Below are 14,562 nucleotides of genomic sequence, written 5' to 3'. Positions count from 1 at the left end.
ACCCACGACGAAAGGGTCCCGAGCGCATGCGCTCGGGACCCTTCTGGTGTCGCGTGACTTAGCCCTGCGCGACCGCAGCGGCCTCAGCCAGCCGCTCGGTGAGCGTCGGGAGGATCCACGGAAGGGTGAGCGGGGTCGGGGTGAGAGCCGAGATCTCTTCCACTCCGACCAGAGACGCGACCGCACCGGACTGGACGGCGGGAATCAGCTGCGCCGTGGTCGACGTGAGCATCGCATCGAGCACCTCCTGCGAATCTACGAAGGTCAGCACGACATCCGCATCGATCTTGTCGAGGCTCTCGGGGCTGACGGTGGTGTAGAACGTCGACTCACCGCTGTCGAGCTCGGTGACTCCGGGGGCGCTGACGAATCCGAGGTCTTCGAGGATCTCGACCCGCGGGTCTGCGGGCAGGTACAGGTACCAGGTACCGGCCGAGTCCGTCGGCACGGCGATCGATGTGCCCTTGAACTCAGGATTCTCGGCCGCCGCCGCTGCCACGTCCTCGTCGAGACCGTCGAGAATCTCCTCGGCCTCTGCATCCATTCCCAGCACCTGACCGGTGACCGTGACGACATCGCGCCACGGAGTCGCCCAGGCGGCTTCTTCGTAGGCCACGACGGGGATGCCCGCAGCGGTCACCTCGTCGAACTCTTCTTGCGTGAGGCCCGAGTACGGTGCGATGAGCACGTCGGGGTCGGTGGCGAGCAGTTCTTCGACCGAGAGTTCATACGTGGTGTTGTCGAGGATCACGGGGGCCTCTCCCCCGAGCTCGTCGAGCGCGTCCTGCACCCACGGTGCTATGCGGTCGTCACCGCCGGAGTAGTCGTCGGACGGGATGGCGACCGGCACGATCCCCAGCGCGAGCACAGCATCCGTCGCTCCCCAGCCCCACGTGGCGATGCGCGTGGGGACCTCTTCGATCACCGCGTCGCCGAGAGCGCTTGAGACGGTCATCGGGAAGGCCGCGCTGTCGCCGGACCCCGTGGTCTCTGACGAGGCGTCGGATGCAGTGGCGCAGCCTGCGAGGCTGGCGACGAGGACTCCGGCCGTGGCCAAAGCCCCCGCTGTGCGGAAGTGAGACATGAATTTCCTTTCCTGGTGGTTCGTGAGGTGTTCAGCCCGCATCAGCGGACGTATGGGAGCCGCCGGGCCGAGGGATGACCAGCGGGGTATGGGTGAGCGGATCCGAAATGACGATCGACTCCAGCGCGAAGGCTTCGGCAATCGTTTCGGCGGTCAAGACGTCGCCGGGGGCGCCGTGCGCGATGACGCGACCGTCCACCATGACGATGAGGTCATCGGCGAACCGGGCGGCGAGGTTCAGATCGTGCAGGACGACCACGATCGTCGTTCCCTGCTCACGATTGAGCGTGCGCAGCAGTTCGAGCAGGTCGAGCTGATGGCTCAGATCGAGGAAGGTCGTGGGTTCATCCAGCAACAGGATCGACGGGTTTTGCGCGAGCGCCATTGCGATCCACGCGCGCTGACGCTGGCCGCCGGAAAGATCGCCCACCGGTCGTTCGGCGAGCGCGGTCATTCCCGTGCGCTCCATCGCCTCGTCGACGATGGCGGTGTCGAGTGAACTCCACCGGGCGAACAGCCCGCGATGCGGATGTCTTCCGCGCGAGACGAGCTCGGCCACTGTCAGTCCTTCGGGAGCGATCGGATGCTGCGGCAACAGTCCGACCTGGCGCGCGTACTCCGTCCGAGGAATGCGGGCGATGTCGGCACCGCCCAATTCGATGCGACCCGATAGCGGTGCACGAAGCCTGGCCAGGGCACCGAGGAGTGTGGACTTGCCGCACGCGTTCGCGCCGATGATCATCGTCACGCGTCCGGCCGCGATCTCGAGGTCGAGTCCATCGATCACCGTACGGCCGGGGTAACCGGCAACGAGCTCGTGCACGCTCAGCTGCGGGGCAGCGACCAGCTCGCCCGCAGGTGTGTGTTCCGTCATAGTGCGCGTCCCTTCGACGTCGCCAGCAACCACAGCAGGAAGACCGCGCCTAAGGCTCCGGTGACGATGCCTGCGGGCACCGAGACTCCGGGAATCGCGAACTGCGCGACAAGGTCAGAGGCACACAGCAGCAGTGCGCCGACCAGCGCGCTCGGGCCGAGAGCGAGCGAGCCGTGCGCGACGAGCGGCCGCGCAATCGCCGGCGCACACAGCGCGATGAACGAGATCGGACCGACGAAAGCACATGTCACGGCGGTGAGCAGCACGGCCAGGAGGACCACCAGAATTCGGACGACGCCCGGCCGCACTCCCAGACCTACGGCGGTATCTGCACCGAGGATGGCAACCGGAAGCTTGCGAGCGAGGATGGCGAGCACCGGCAGCGCGAGCACCCATGTCATGCCCAACACGACGACCTGCCACCAGGGGGTGCTCGAGAGGGTGCCGGTGAGCCACACGAGTGCACTCTGGGTCTGCTGCAGCTGGACGCGGGTCATCAAGAAGCCGATGATTGATGCCGAAAGGAACGACACACCGATCCCGGCGAGGATGAGCCGCAAGCCGGCCGCCTGCCCGCGCGCCGCCGCGAGCAGAAGAAGCGATGCGACGAGGCCGCCCCCGAACGCTGCGGCAGCAAGAGCTGGCCCGGTGACGCCCAGCACGAGCAAAGCGTAGACCGCCGCGACCGAGCTTCCGCCAGAGATTCCAAGCAGGTCAGGGCTCGCAAGCGGGTTGCGGAGCATTCCCTGCAGCAGGGCACCCGCGACGCCGAGCGCGGCTCCGGATAGCAGTGCCATCAGCAGCCTGGGGAGCCGCACCTGCAACACGACGTATTGCTCGGGCCGTGTCCCGCCGCCGAGGAGCACCTCGCCGATCTGCGCCGGGGTAAGCGGGTAGTCACCGAGCACCATCGCGCTCATTGCGACCACCACCATGGCGATTCCGACACCGATCCACACCAGCATCCGACGCCGTGCCGCGTGCTGGCGGACGAGGAGCACGCCCCTCACATCAACCGCATTGCTCACATCGCCACCCGCTTTCCGCGAAGGACGAGGGCGATGAGCACGGGAGCCCCGACGAAGGCGATGACGACGCCCGCTTGGACTTCGCCCGGCGGCGCAATGACCCGTCCGATGACGTCCGCAAACAGGAGAAGGGCGGCGCCGAAGGGGATTCCGGCCGCCATGAGCCGGCCGTACGAACCGCCGATCACCGCGCGAAGGGCGTGCGGAACGACGAGCCCGAGAAACACAATAGGTCCCGCAAGCGCGGTGGCGCCGCCCGCGAGCAGCACGGTCGCGGTGATACCGACGCCTCGGGTTCGAGCGACACTGTGCCCGAGGCCGGTCGCGGTGTCTTCGCCGAGTGCGATCAGATTCAAGCCGCGCGCGGTCGTGAGCGCCAGCAGAACCCCGATGAGCAGCGGCGCGAGTACGACCGCGACGGTGTCGAGTCCCCGTCCGGTGAGCGACCCTACCGACCAGAAGCGGTAGACATCGAGCGCTGCCGACTGGGTCGTGAGGATGAGCAGAGTGACGGCCGTCAGGCCGGCGGTGACCGCCGCGCCCGTGAGCGCGAGCTTCGCGGGGTTCGCGCCATCTGGACCCCGTGACCCGATGGCGGCTACCACGAGAGCCGCAACCGCCGCAGCGGCGAACGCGAACCACACAAACCCTTCCGGGCGGGTCACGCCGAATACGGTGATGGCCACCAGCACCGCCGTCGAGGCACCGGCGTTGACGCCAAGAAGACCGGGGTCGGCGAAGGGGTTGCGCGTCAGCCCCTGCATCACCGTGCCCGCGAGCGCGAGTGCAAGTCCTGCGAGAAGTCCGATCAGCGTTCGCGGAATCCGCTGCGTCACGACAACCACGTGGTCGTTGTTCGAGGGGTTGTAGTTCACGAGCGCGTCGAGAACGACCGAGGGCGCGACCGGTCGCGCGCCGACTCCGAGACTCAGAACGATGGCGACCATCGCGAGCGCGACCGCACCGACGAAGACCACGACGAACCGCACCGACCCCGCTGAGCGAGGGCGCGCGCTCATTCGATGCGCTCGGAAAGACCGTACCGCCAGTAGCCCATGAAGGCCACTCGCTTGCGGTCAACACCGCACTCAGACACGAGGTGGCGTCGGGCGACTTTCACCGCAGCAGCCTCGCCGGCGATCCATGCATAGAACTCCCCTTCACCGTCATCGGGTGAATCCCACAGCAGTTCGACATCGACGTCGACATCGGCCAGGACTTGCTTGCGGGGCGCGGCAGCCCGGCGCAAGAGTGCGGTCTCCTGCCGCGTCCATGCGTGAAGAGCCTTGGGGAAGAGGGCGCCGTAGGTGTCACCCTCGGCGCGGACGAGCCAACGGACATCGACCGCGGCTGCGGAAGGTGTCGGCACGATGTCGTCGTGCGAGGGGACCTCGAGAAAGACGTCCGCAACGGTGTCGGGACCCAGCTGGCTGAGGATCGAGCAAATCGCCGGCACTGCCGTTTCGTCTCCGGCGAGGAGGACCCGTGTTGCCGTCCCGGGGTGCCAGTCCCGCCCGCCGCCCGGAGCGGTGCTGCGCTGATCGGGACCCACGATGACCACGGTGGATCCTGCGACGGCGTTCTCCGCCCAGCGTCCGGCCGGACCGGGTTCGTGATGGATGACGAAGTCGACGTCGAGTTCGCGAGCCTGCGGATCGATGCGGCGGACCGTGTACGTCCGGAAGATGTTGCGCGCGCCCGTGGGGAGCGCACGCCAGCGGTCATACCAATCGCCCGCTTCGTCATACTGCCCGAAGTCGGAGTATTCGCCGTCTCCGCCGGGAAGGACGACCTTGATCCGCTGATCGAATCCGACCGTTCCGAAGTGCTCGAGGCCATCCCCAGTGAACGTGATGCGCACGAAGTGCGCCGTGACCGATTGCACGCGCAGCACACGAAGGACGAACGGGCGGTAGGCCGGGCGTACGGCGGTCTGTGCGAGGGTCACCTGGTAAGGCTAGCCTTACCTCATCGGCGGCGCAAACCGAGGCATCACATCATGCGTGTGGAGCCGTCACCTCGCGATGCGCGGCAGCCTTCTCGTGAGCGTGGCCCATCCGCAGGCCTGGCACCAGCGCAAGGGCTGCCAGCGCTGCCGCCAACACGAAGACAGCAGGGAACCCGGCATCCGTCCCCACCAACGCGGTGAAGACGAGGCCCATGGCAGCGATTGCGCTCGCTGCGCCCACCGAGTCCGAGATAGAAAGTGCCGACGAGTTGAACCCCTGGTTTGCGGGTGTCGAGTACGCAAGTGTGAGGACTGTCAATCGCGGATACATCAGGCCCATACCGCCACCCGCGAACGCCCACCCCACCACCAGCACTATCGGGTGCAGATGCCACACCGCGACGCTCGCCGCGATCAGCGTTGCGACGATCAACTGCGCCGAACCGATAAGCGTGATGCGTGCGTTGCCGAGCTGGTCGCCATACCGTCCCTGTACATCTGAGGCGATGGCCCACGCGATCGCAGCAGTCGTGAGTCCCAAACCCGCCCAGGTCGGCGAGAAGCCGTACTGATCGATCAAGAGGTAGGGGATGTAGATCTCGGCTCCGAACAGCGCCCCCGCGATCAGACCGCGCATCAACACAACGCTCGGAAGACCACGCGTGGCGACCAACGTCCCGCGGGGAATCAACGGGCGCACGGCGAAGCCGACGACGATGACGGATGCCGCGACCCCCGCCCACGCCCACGCTCCGAGTTCGCCCGCGAGACTCAAACCGAGAAGTCCCACTGCGACGGTTGCAGCGAAAGCGAGCCGTGAAGCCACACGCGCCGACGACGGATGCTCGGTGTGCAGTCGCATCCCACCCAGCCGCAAGACCACCATGACGTACGCGACGAGCGTGAGCACCGCGACCCCGAGGAACACCCACCGCCAGTGGAAGAACTCCGTCACGGCGCCCGCCAGGAACGGGCCGATGAGCGAGGGGACGACCCAGGCGGCGGAGAACGCGGCGAAGACCCGACCGTGTAGTCCCGGCGGATAGACCCGGGCAACGACGACGTAGAGCGCGACGGTCTGTCCACCCGTTCCGAGCCCCTGTATCAACCGTCCGACTACGAGGGTCGGCATGTCCTGCGCAAAACCAGCGATGACGAGACCCACCACGAACAGAGCCACAGCGGTAGACAGCGGCGCGAGGGGCCCGGTGCGATCGCACCACGCGCCGACGGCGACCATGCCGATGACACTCGTCGCGAGGGTTCCCGCAAACGCGACCGCGTACAGAGCGTCACCGTCGAGGTCGGCGCTGACCACCGGCATGACGGTGGTCACAGCGAGCGACTGCATCGCGGCGAGGAAGATGAGGGCAATTGCGCCGATCGTCACCCAGACGAAACGCCCGTCCCAGATCCCCGGCGCCGTTGTGGCCGGGGCGGTCACGATGAGGCCAGCGTTCCCATCCGCGTCACGGCCTCACGCAACACGTCCGGTGAGCACCCGAAGTTGATGCGCACGTGGCCGCTCCCCTCGTCGCCAAACTGCGGACCGAGGTGCAGGGCAACCTTCGCGTCACGCAGGACCTTGACGGCGGGGTTCTCTCCCCAGCCGAGATCGGTGAGGTCAACCCACGCGAGGAACCCGGCATCCGGAACCCGGTACTTCGCCCGGGGCACATGCTCTGCGAGCAGGTCAGCGAGCAGACGGCGATTCTCGTCAAGCGTCGCGAGAAGACTGTCGAGCCATTCGTCGCTCTCTTCTGAGAAGGCGGCGACCGCGGCAATCGCACCGAACAGACCGGTACGCCACTCCACCTCGACCGGAAGGGTCCGCACGAGGGCGGCGGTTTCATCTGTGGCTGTCACCATGAGCGCGCACTTCAGCCCCGCGAGGTTGAACGCTTTGCTCGCGCTGGTGACCGAGTACCCCACCTGGGCGGCGGTGGCCGAGGCGTCCAGGAACGGCGTGAACGTCACGCCCGGGTGAATGAGCGGTGCGTGGATCTCGTCGCTGATGACGGATGCTCCGTAGTCAGCCGCCAGATCGGCCAGAGCGGCCAGCGACTCGCGCGAATGCACCGTGCCCGTCGGATTGTGGGGGTTACAGAGCAGCACCGCGCGCGCACCCCCGGCAAGTGCCGCTTCGACGCCCAGGAGATCAAGCTCCCACCCGGCGCCCGCGTCCGTGAGGGGTACACGCTCGACGACTCCCCCGGCTTCGGGAATGCAGTCGAAGAACGGCGGGTAGACCGGCGTCGTCACGATGACGCGGTCCCCTGGCTCGATCACGAGCCGCAGGATCTCGACGACGCCCATCATGACATCGCACGTTGTGCGGACCCGCGACGGGTCGATCTCCGAACCGAACCGTCGTCGCGCGAAGCCCGCGTAGGCGGCGGCAATGCCCGGTTCGGGCGGGGTATACCCCGTGTCGCCGATTTCTACGGCGCGCGCGAGCGCACGGGCAATCGGCGGTGCCAGCGGGAAGTCGGTCTCAGCGACGAACAGCGGCAGAACATCGTGCGGGTACCGGCGCCACTTCGTGCTCGTCCGCTCACGCAGAATGTCAAGGGGCAGGGCTCGAAGGGGTGTCGCGGCGCTCACCACTCGAGCCTATCGAGCCTGACGGCGGCCGTTCTCAGATCGCGAAACCGAGCGCCCGCATCATGTCGCGGCCGTCATCGGTGATGCGCTCGGGACCCCACGGTGGCATCCACACCCAGTTGATCCGGAAGCGGTCCACGACGTCGTCAAGAGCCTGCGCCGTCTGCTCCTCCAAGACGTCCGTCAGCGGGCACCCCGCCGACGTCAACGTCATATGAATGATCAGCGCGTCGTTCTCGTCGTCCCACGCGAGGTCGTAGATCAACCCAAGATCGACGACGTTGATCCCCAGTTCGGGGTCCATGACATCCTTGAGGGCCTCGTGAACCTCGTCGTACTTCTCAGGCGCGAGAGTTGCGGTCATGTAACGATTCTACGCTTCCACGTCGGCCGTGGCATCGGCCGGTGTCTCGATGAAGCGGTCGTAGCCTTCATTCTCGAGGCGATCGGCCAGTTCGGGCCCACCTTCCTCGACGATTCGACCGCCCACCATGACGTGCACGAAGTCCGGGCGGATGTAGCGGAGGATGCGGGTGTAGTGCGTGATCAGCAACACGCCGAGGTCGGTCTGCTCCTTCGCGCGGTTCACACCTTCTGAGACGATCTTGAGAGCGTCGACATCGAGGCCCGAGTCGGTCTCGTCGAGGACGGCGATCTTCGGACGCAGAAGCTCGAGCTGAAGGATTTCGTGGCGCTTCTTCTCGCCGCCCGAGAACCCCTCGTTGACGTTGCGCTGGGCGAACTTCGGGTCCATCCGCAGTGCCTTCATTGACGACTTGACATCCTTGGTCCACGTCCGGATCGAGGGCGCTTCGCCGTCGATAGCCGTCTTCGCGGTGCGGAGGAAGTTGGTCACGGTGACGCCGGGGATCTCCACCGGGTACTGCATCGCGAGGAAGAGCCCGGCACGTGCGCGCTCGTCGACAGACATCGCCAATACATCTTCGCCGTCCAGCGTGATCGACCCGCTGACCACGGTGTACTTGGGGTGCCCGGCGATCGTGTACGCGAGGGTCGACTTACCCGACCCGTTGGGGCCCATGATCGCGTGGGTCTGGCCCGTGCTGATCGTGAGGGTGACTCCGGTGAGGATCGGGGTGGTTCCGGCATCCGTCTCGACCGTCACGTGGAGGTCGCGGATTTCGAGGACTGACATTCAGGCTTCTTTCTGGGGCGTGGGGTCGATGAGCACGTCGTCGCCGTCGATCGTGACGGCGTAAACGGGGACGGGCTCATACGCGGGGAGATTGAGGGGACGGCCGGTTCGCAACGAGAAAGCGGACCCGTGGGCCCAGCATTCGAGCGTTTCGCCGTCGACGAAGCCCTCGGCGAGCGAGATGTCGCCGTGGGTGCACGTGTCACCGATCGCATGGACGACGCCGTTGGAATCGAGAACGACGGCCATCGGGACGCCCTCGATCTCGACGCGGATCGCGGCGTCCTGTTCCAGCTCGCTCAGGGCGCAGACACGGGTCGCGGTCACGACGCCGCTCCTTCCTCGAGCTCACGCTCGATGGCATCGGTGAGTTCTTGTTCCAGCGCAGGAATACCGATGCGCTGCACGACTTCGCTGAGGAAGCCGAGCACCACGAGGCGGCGCGCCTCGTCTTCGGAGATGCCGCGTGCCTGCAGGTAGAACAGTTGTTCGTCGTCGAAGCGGCCGGTCGCGCTGGCGTGGCCAGCGCCGACGATGTCGCCGGTCTCGATCTCGAGGTTCGGGATCGAGTCGGCGCGCGCGCCGTCCGTGAGTACGAGGTTACGGTTCGCCTCGTACGAGTCGGTGCCGACAGCATCCGGACCGATGAGAACGTCGCCGATCCAGACGCTCCGCGCGTCCTTGCCTTGAAGGGCGCCCTTGTAGAGCACGTCACCCTTGGTGTGCGCGCCCTTGTGGTGCAGGTACACCTGGCTTTCGAGGTGCTGCCCGGCGTCTGCGAACGACAAACCGAACAGGCGCCCCTCGGCGCCCGCGCCGGCGAGCTCGACGGACGGGTTCACGCGCACGACTCCCCCACCGAAGCTGATGACGAAGTGGGTGAGCAGTGCATCGCGCTCGACGCGCGCCTGATGGGATGCCACGTGCACAGCACCTTCGTCCCACCGCTGCAAGCTCAGCACCGTGAGGGCTGCGCCATCACGGACGATGATCTCGACGTTCTGCGCGTGGTGTGCGGCTCCGGTGTGGATGAACAGCACGGTCGCACGGGAGTTCGGTGCAGCCTCGAGCACGACATGAGCGTGTGCGAGACCCTCGGTGCCGGTCAGCCGAATGACGACGGGCTCCGACAGCTCGACGCCCTCGGGGATGCGAATGAGCGGCGCATCCTCTTCCTGCGTCCATGCAATTGCGCTCGGTAGATCCTCCGGGGAGAAGACCTCACCGCGGGGCGCCTCACCGATGCGCAGCGTGCGCTGCTCGACGATCTCAGGCGCGTCGACCTCGACCTGCACGACGCCGTGACGGCCGCGCTCGTTCACGAACAGCGGTGCGACACGGTCGGTAGGTGTGTGCTTCCAGTTGACCTCGCGGCCGGTCGGGGTCGCGAAGTCGGCCGGGTCGAATGACCGCGGACGCTCGGAGCGCGTCTGCACGGGCCGGAAGGCCCCCGCACCGTCGGAATGCGCTGTGGAACCCGGCACCGTGGCCGGTGCCTGTGTGGTTGTCGCCATCTAGCCGACACGTCCTTTCACGAGCGAAGCGGCGGTCATCCGACGCTCCCCTCCATGCCCATTTCAATGAGCTTGTTCAGTTCCATCGCGTACTCCATTGGCAACTCGCGCGCGATGGGCTCGATGAAGCCGCGCACGATCATCGCCATGGCTTCGTCTTCGGGCATTCCGCGGGACTGCAGATAGAACAGCTGTTCTTCGCTGACCTTCGAGACCGTGGCCTCGTGACCGAGTTGCACGTCATCGACACGGATGTCGATCGCCGGATAGGTGTCCGATCGCGAGATCGAGTCCACCAGCAGAGCGTCGCAGCGCACGGTGTTCGCAGAGTGGTGGGCGTTAGCATCCACCCGCACTTCACCGCGGTAGCCGGCTCGACCGCCACCGCGCGCAATCGACTTCGACACGATCGAGGACTGCGTGTACGGAGCCATGTGGACCATCTTGGCGCCGGCGTCCTGGTGCTGGCCGGGGCCCGCAAAAGCGACCGAGAGCGTCTCACCCTTGGCGCGCTCGCCGACCAGGAAGATCGACGGGTACTTCATCGTGACCTTCGAGCCGATGTTGCCGTCGATCCACTCCATCGTCGCGCCCTCGTGCGCGATCGCGCGCTTGGTGACGAGGTTGTAGACGTTGTTCGACCAGTTCTGGATCGTCGTGTAGCGCACGCGGGCGTTCTTCTTCACGATGATCTCGACGACGGCCGAGTGCAGCGAGTCGGACTTGTAGATCGGGGCCGTGCAGCCTTCGATGTAGTGCACGTACGAACCTTCGTCGGCGATGATCAGCGTCCGCTCGAACTGTCCCATGTTCTCGGTGTTGATGCGGAAGTAGGCCTGCAGCGGAATCTCGACGTGGACGCCCGGAGGAACGTAGACGAACGATCCGCCCGACCACACCGACGTGTTCAGCGCGGCGAACTTGTTGTCGCCCGATGGGATGACAGTGCCGAAGTACTCCTCGAAGAACTCGGGGTGCTCGCGCAGCGCCGTGTCGGTGTCCATGAAGATGACACCCTGAGCTTCGAGCTGCTCGTTGATCTGGTGGTAGACGACTTCGGACTCGTACTGTGCGGCGACCCCGGAGACCAGACGCTGGCGCTCAGCCTCGGGGATGCCCAGGCGCTCGTACGTGTTGCGGATCTCTTCGGGAAGCTCTTCCCACGACCCCGCCTGCTTCTCGGTCGAGCGCACGAAGTACTTGATGTTGTCGAAGTCGATCTCGCTGAGATCGGCGCCCCAGGTCGGCATCGGCTTGCGGCCGAAGAGCTGATAGCCCTTCAGTCGCGCCTTGAGCATCCACTCGGGCTCGTTCTTGAGCGCGGAGATCCCGCGGACGACATCCTCGTTGATACCGCGCTGCGCGACGGCACCCGCGGCATCGGCGTCGTGCCAGCCGAACTCGTATTGCCCGAGGCTCGAAAGCTCGGGCCGGTCAATCAGCACATCCGACATCGTCACACTCTCCTCCGGGCCGTGGTGGTTCATCCACCCCGGCACTCCTGCGCCTGCGGTGGAGTTACCGAAGGGGGAATGCCGCTGTGGGCCCATTCAACCGGCGCTGGTCATCGCGCCTAAACTGTCGGTGATGCACATTGCGTAGCCGCACGCATCCGACCCTCCGATTCTACAGGCACGATGCTCACTGCGGGGGGCCGCCCCGTCCCGGCACCCACCGGGCACCATCACGGCACCGATAACCTCAGCAGCCAGGAGGCCGCGCGCATGACCTCGGAACCCACGACCAGCAACCGCGCCGAAGAGTCGTCGACGGGGTTCACTGCGCTCTGGAACCGACTCCCGGATCGTGTCGGCCGCGGTACTCGAGTTTTGGCGTGGCTCGTGCTCATCAGCAACATCCTGATCGTCGGCACCGGAGGACTCGTGCGCTTGACGGGCTCGGGCATGGGATGCCCGACGTGGCCCTACTGCACCGCTGACTCACTGATTCCGACGGATGCGCTCAGCTGGCACAGCATCGTCGAGTTCGGTAACCGCACACTGACCGGCGTGCTCGTCGTCATCGCCCTGCTCGCGTTCTTGTCTGTCGTGCGCCTGCGAGCTCAGCGCCCCGAACTGTTCGCGCTGACCTTCGCCAACGGCATCGGCATCATCCTGCAGGCTCTCATCGGCGGTGTCGTGGTGTGGCTACACCTGCCCCCGAACCTCGTCGGCGTGCACTTCTTCATCTCTGCTGCTCTCGTGGCGAACGCCGCCGCATACGTGTGTCGGGTCTACGGCAACCCGGGACCGCGGGTTCGGTCCGTGACTGCGCGCTACGCACTTCTGGTTCATCTCACGAGCTTCGCCGTCGCGGTGACGGTGATCGTCGGCATCATGCTCACCGGCGCAGGCCCGCACGCCGGCGACGACGCCGCCACCCGAAACGGGCTGGACCCGGTGTTCTGGCAACACGTGCACAGTTGGCCCGCCTACGTCACGCTCGCGCTTACCCTCGCGATCGTCGTAGGGTCGTTCTCGACACCCACCGCGTTGAAGCTGCGGCGGTGGACGCTCCTCCTCCTCAGCATCGAGCTGATTCAGATCGCCGTCGGAGTTTGGCAGGCTCGCACCGGGCTTCCGATCGTCCTCGTGAACATCCACATGGTGCTGGCCGTGACCCTGGTGGCGGCAATGACCGCTGTCGTGATGAACCTCAAGGCGCCCGCGCGCACCGAGCTTTCGCACACAGAACTTTCATAGGTCCCGCAGAGGCCGCTCCAGGACGCGTTTGCGAAACTGTTTCATGTACGCGGCAGATGCCGCCCGCAAACCTTTGGAGATTCACCCATGGCACTTCGCCCCAGCCTTGTCCGCAGCATCCCGTTCTGGATCCTTCTTGCGGGGTCGCTCGCCAGCGTGATCGCAGGCGCTCTGCTCGTGGTCGACAAGATCGGAGTCATGTCGACGGCACTGCTCGCCGGCACCGCGACGGGTGTCGAGGTCTACGTGGGACAGTCGTGGATCGTCGTCGGCGGTGCGTTGATCGCGGCCGGACTGATCGGTCTCGTCACCGTTCTCGGCCTCGCTGTCGTCCGCAGCCTGATGCCCGCAACGCCCATTGAGGTCTTCGAACCCGTAGCCGACGCAGACGAAAACGACGATCACGAGGTTGTCATCGACGAGCCGGTCGCCGAAGAGTCCTTGGGTGAAGAGGCCTTGGTCGAAGAGCCCGTCGTCGAGCAGCCCGTCGCCGAGCCCACGCGCTGAGCCACCTCTTCCGACCAACGAAAGGCCGGAGATCGCCCTGACTCAGGGGATCTCCGGTCTTCTGCCTTTAGAAGGGAAGTAGCGGGTCGATCGCGATCGCGACGAAGATCAGGGTGAGGTACGTGATTGATGCGTGGAAGACTCGCATCGGGCGCGGCTCCGTCCCGCGCACTGCGCGGTTGTAAAGGCGGTGCGATTCATAGATGAACCAGCCGCCGAAGACCAGCGCCGAGACCGTGTAAACCAGCCCCATTCCGGCAACGGGAATAAGCAGGAGCGAGCAGACCACCGTCGCCCACGCATAGAGGATGACCTGAAGCCCGACCTGCGAGCCATCACGCGTCGCGCCCAGCATGGGCACGTGAACGTTCTCGTACTGCTCCTTGTACTTCATCGACAGCGGCCAGTAGTGGGGCGGCGTCCACAGGAACACCAGCGCGAAGAGGATGACCGGCGGCCACGCAAGCGAACCCGTCACCGCGCTCCAGCCGATCAGAACAGGGAAGCACCCGGCGATGCCTCCCCAGACGATGTTCTGCTCGGTGCGGCGCTTGAGGATCATCGTGTAGATCACGACGTAGAAGAAGATCGCCCCGGCCGACAGTGCGGCGGCGAGCCAGTTCGTCGTGACGAGCAACCAGATGGTGGATGCCACAGCCAGCGTCCATGCGAAGACCAAGGCGCCGCGGGGTGAGACTTCACCGGTGACCAGCGGCCGGTTCACGGTGCGCTGCATGTGGGCGTCGATGTCGCGGTCGAGGTACATGTTGAACGCTGCGGCCGAGCCTGCGCTCAGCGAGCCGCCGATGACCGTTGCAAGCACCAGCCAGAGGTTGGGCAACCCGCCCTGGGCGAGGATCATCACCGGGACCGTGGTCACCAGCAGCAACTCGAGTACGCGTGGCTTTGTGAGCGCGATGTAGGCCCGTAGCGTGCGTCCGAAGGTGCGGCTCTGTTCGTGTCGGACCGGGGATGCCCCAGTACCAACCGTTGTGGTGATGTCCATCGCCCCCGCAATCGCCGCTCTTGGAACCCGCCCAAGTCTAAGGCATTGACGCCGAGCCCGACCGCGACGCCGACCCTCACAAACGGCCACTAGCCCGCGTGAGGAGAATGTCACGGCGGCGACTCCGCGATGATACAGA

At 66.0% G+C, this 14,562-nt stretch carries 15 protein-coding genes; 2 read left to right on the top strand and 13 right to left on the bottom strand.

The features are described 5' to 3' along the window. Positions 1-58 precede the first annotated feature (58 nt). Genes LG299_RS00965 through sufB form a run of 12 tightly spaced genes read right to left on the bottom strand, consistent with a single transcriptional unit; the run spans position 59 to position 11,662 of the window. On the bottom strand, positions 59-1,084 hold the full coding sequence (locus tag LG299_RS00965; RefSeq protein ID WP_404432649.1) for an ABC transporter substrate-binding protein: 1,026 nt from the start codon (positions 1,082-1,084) through the stop codon (positions 59-61). Between the two features lie 31 nt (positions 1,085-1,115). Continuing rightward, positions 1,116-1,958, bottom strand: a complete 843-nt coding sequence (locus LG299_RS00960; protein ID WP_404432647.1) for an ABC transporter ATP-binding protein — start codon at positions 1,956-1,958, stop codon at positions 1,116-1,118. Continuing rightward, positions 1,955-2,968, bottom strand: coding sequence for a FecCD family ABC transporter permease (locus LG299_RS00955; RefSeq protein ID WP_404432645.1), 1,014 nt, complete (start codon positions 2,966-2,968; stop codon positions 1,955-1,957). The genes LG299_RS00960 and LG299_RS00955 overlap by 4 nt, the downstream gene beginning before the upstream one ends. Before the next feature lie 14 nt (positions 2,969-2,982). Continuing rightward, entirely contained in the window at positions 2,983-4,005 is a 1,023-nt protein-coding gene (locus tag LG299_RS00950) for a FecCD family ABC transporter permease (RefSeq protein ID WP_404432643.1), read from the bottom strand. Then, positions 4,002-4,934, bottom strand: coding sequence for a siderophore-interacting protein (locus LG299_RS00945; protein ID WP_404432641.1), 933 nt, complete (start codon positions 4,932-4,934; stop codon positions 4,002-4,004). Before LG299_RS00945 ends, LG299_RS00950 begins: the two co-directional genes overlap by 4 nt. A 49-nt stretch (positions 4,935-4,983) precedes the next feature. Next, complete coding sequence (locus LG299_RS00940; protein ID WP_404432639.1) at positions 4,984-6,378, bottom strand: MFS transporter; 1,395 nt, start codon at positions 6,376-6,378, stop codon at positions 4,984-4,986. After that, complete coding sequence (locus tag LG299_RS00935; protein WP_404432637.1) at positions 6,375-7,538, bottom strand: MalY/PatB family protein; 1,164 nt, start codon at positions 7,536-7,538, stop codon at positions 6,375-6,377. The genes LG299_RS00940 and LG299_RS00935 overlap by 4 nt, the downstream gene beginning before the upstream one ends. Positions 7,539-7,572: 34 nt before the next feature. Beyond that, on the bottom strand, positions 7,573-7,902 hold the full coding sequence (locus tag LG299_RS00930) for a metal-sulfur cluster assembly factor (protein WP_404432635.1): 330 nt from the start codon (positions 7,900-7,902) through the stop codon (positions 7,573-7,575). Positions 7,903-7,911: 9 nt separating this feature from the next. Continuing rightward, positions 7,912-8,694 (bottom strand): Fe-S cluster assembly ATPase SufC, encoded by a 783-nt coding sequence (gene sufC / locus LG299_RS00925; RefSeq protein WP_404432633.1) that lies wholly within the window; start codon positions 8,692-8,694, stop codon positions 7,912-7,914. Next, positions 8,695-9,021 carry a non-heme iron oxygenase ferredoxin subunit gene (locus tag LG299_RS00920; RefSeq protein ID WP_404432631.1) on the bottom strand — a complete coding sequence of 109 codons (327 nt, stop codon included), beginning with the start codon at positions 9,019-9,021 and terminating at the stop codon, positions 8,695-8,697. Then, positions 9,018-10,208 (bottom strand): Fe-S cluster assembly protein SufD, encoded by a 1,191-nt coding sequence (gene sufD / locus LG299_RS00915; protein ID WP_404432629.1) that lies wholly within the window; start codon positions 10,206-10,208, stop codon positions 9,018-9,020. The genes LG299_RS00920 and sufD overlap by 4 nt, the downstream gene beginning before the upstream one ends. 35 nt (positions 10,209-10,243) lie before the next feature. Continuing rightward, on the bottom strand, positions 10,244-11,662 hold the full coding sequence (gene sufB, locus LG299_RS00910) for a Fe-S cluster assembly protein SufB (RefSeq protein ID WP_404432627.1): 1,419 nt from the start codon (positions 11,660-11,662) through the stop codon (positions 10,244-10,246). Positions 11,663-11,932: 270 nt separating this feature from the next. On the opposite strand from sufB, the gene LG299_RS00905 reads away from it, so the two are divergent. Both LG299_RS00905 and LG299_RS00900 read left to right on the top strand, forming a co-directional pair. Next, positions 11,933-12,910 carry a heme A synthase gene (locus LG299_RS00905; protein ID WP_404432625.1) on the top strand — a complete coding sequence of 326 codons (978 nt, stop codon included), beginning with the start codon at positions 11,933-11,935 and terminating at the stop codon, positions 12,908-12,910. Positions 12,911-12,997: 87 nt separating this feature from the next. Next, positions 12,998-13,417, top strand: coding sequence for a dinucleotide-utilizing enzyme (locus LG299_RS00900; RefSeq protein WP_404432623.1), 420 nt, complete (start codon positions 12,998-13,000; stop codon positions 13,415-13,417). Between the two features lie 67 nt (positions 13,418-13,484). Here LG299_RS00900 and LG299_RS00895 read toward each other — a convergent pair whose 3' ends face one another. Further along, positions 13,485-14,423 (bottom strand): heme o synthase, encoded by a 939-nt coding sequence (locus tag LG299_RS00895; RefSeq protein WP_404432621.1) that lies wholly within the window; start codon positions 14,421-14,423, stop codon positions 13,485-13,487. Between the last annotated feature and the right edge of the window lie 139 nt (positions 14,424-14,562).

It is taken from the genome of Microbacterium lacus, assembly GCF_044794305.1.
In the GTDB taxonomy this organism is placed as follows: domain Bacteria; phylum Actinomycetota; class Actinomycetes; order Actinomycetales; family Microbacteriaceae; genus Microbacterium; species Microbacterium lacus_B.
Note: the sequence above shows the minus strand (reverse complement) of the source record. Positions and strands in the feature narration are given on the sequence as shown.

Bases quoted from the DNA above. Each gene is read 5' to 3' on its own strand.
- LG299_RS00960 (WP_404432647.1), bottom strand. From the start codon at position 1,958: ATGACGGAACACACACCTGCGGGCGAGCTGGTCGCTGCCCCGCAGCTG.
- LG299_RS00965 (WP_404432649.1), bottom strand. From the start codon at position 1,084: ATGTCTCACTTCCGCACAGCGGGGGCTTTGGCCACGGCCGGAGTCCTC.
- LG299_RS00905 (WP_404432625.1), top strand. From the start codon at position 11,933: ATGACCTCGGAACCCACGACCAGCAACCGCGCCGAAGAGTCGTCGACG.
- LG299_RS00930 (WP_404432635.1), bottom strand. From the start codon at position 7,902: ATGACCGCAACTCTCGCGCCTGAGAAGTACGACGAGGTTCACGAGGCC.
- LG299_RS00950 (WP_404432643.1), bottom strand. From the start codon at position 4,005: ATGAGCGCGCGCCCTCGCTCAGCGGGGTCGGTGCGGTTCGTCGTGGTC.
- sufD (WP_404432629.1), bottom strand. From the start codon at position 10,208: ATGGCGACAACCACACAGGCACCGGCCACGGTGCCGGGTTCCACAGCG.
- sufC (WP_404432633.1), bottom strand. From the start codon at position 8,694: ATGTCAGTCCTCGAAATCCGCGACCTCCACGTGACGGTCGAGACGGAT.
- LG299_RS00895 (WP_404432621.1), bottom strand. From the start codon at position 14,423: ATGGACATCACCACAACGGTTGGTACTGGGGCATCCCCGGTCCGACAC.
- sufB (WP_404432627.1), bottom strand. From the start codon at position 11,662: ATGTCGGATGTGCTGATTGACCGGCCCGAGCTTTCGAGCCTCGGGCAA.
- LG299_RS00900 (WP_404432623.1), top strand. From the start codon at position 12,998: ATGGCACTTCGCCCCAGCCTTGTCCGCAGCATCCCGTTCTGGATCCTT.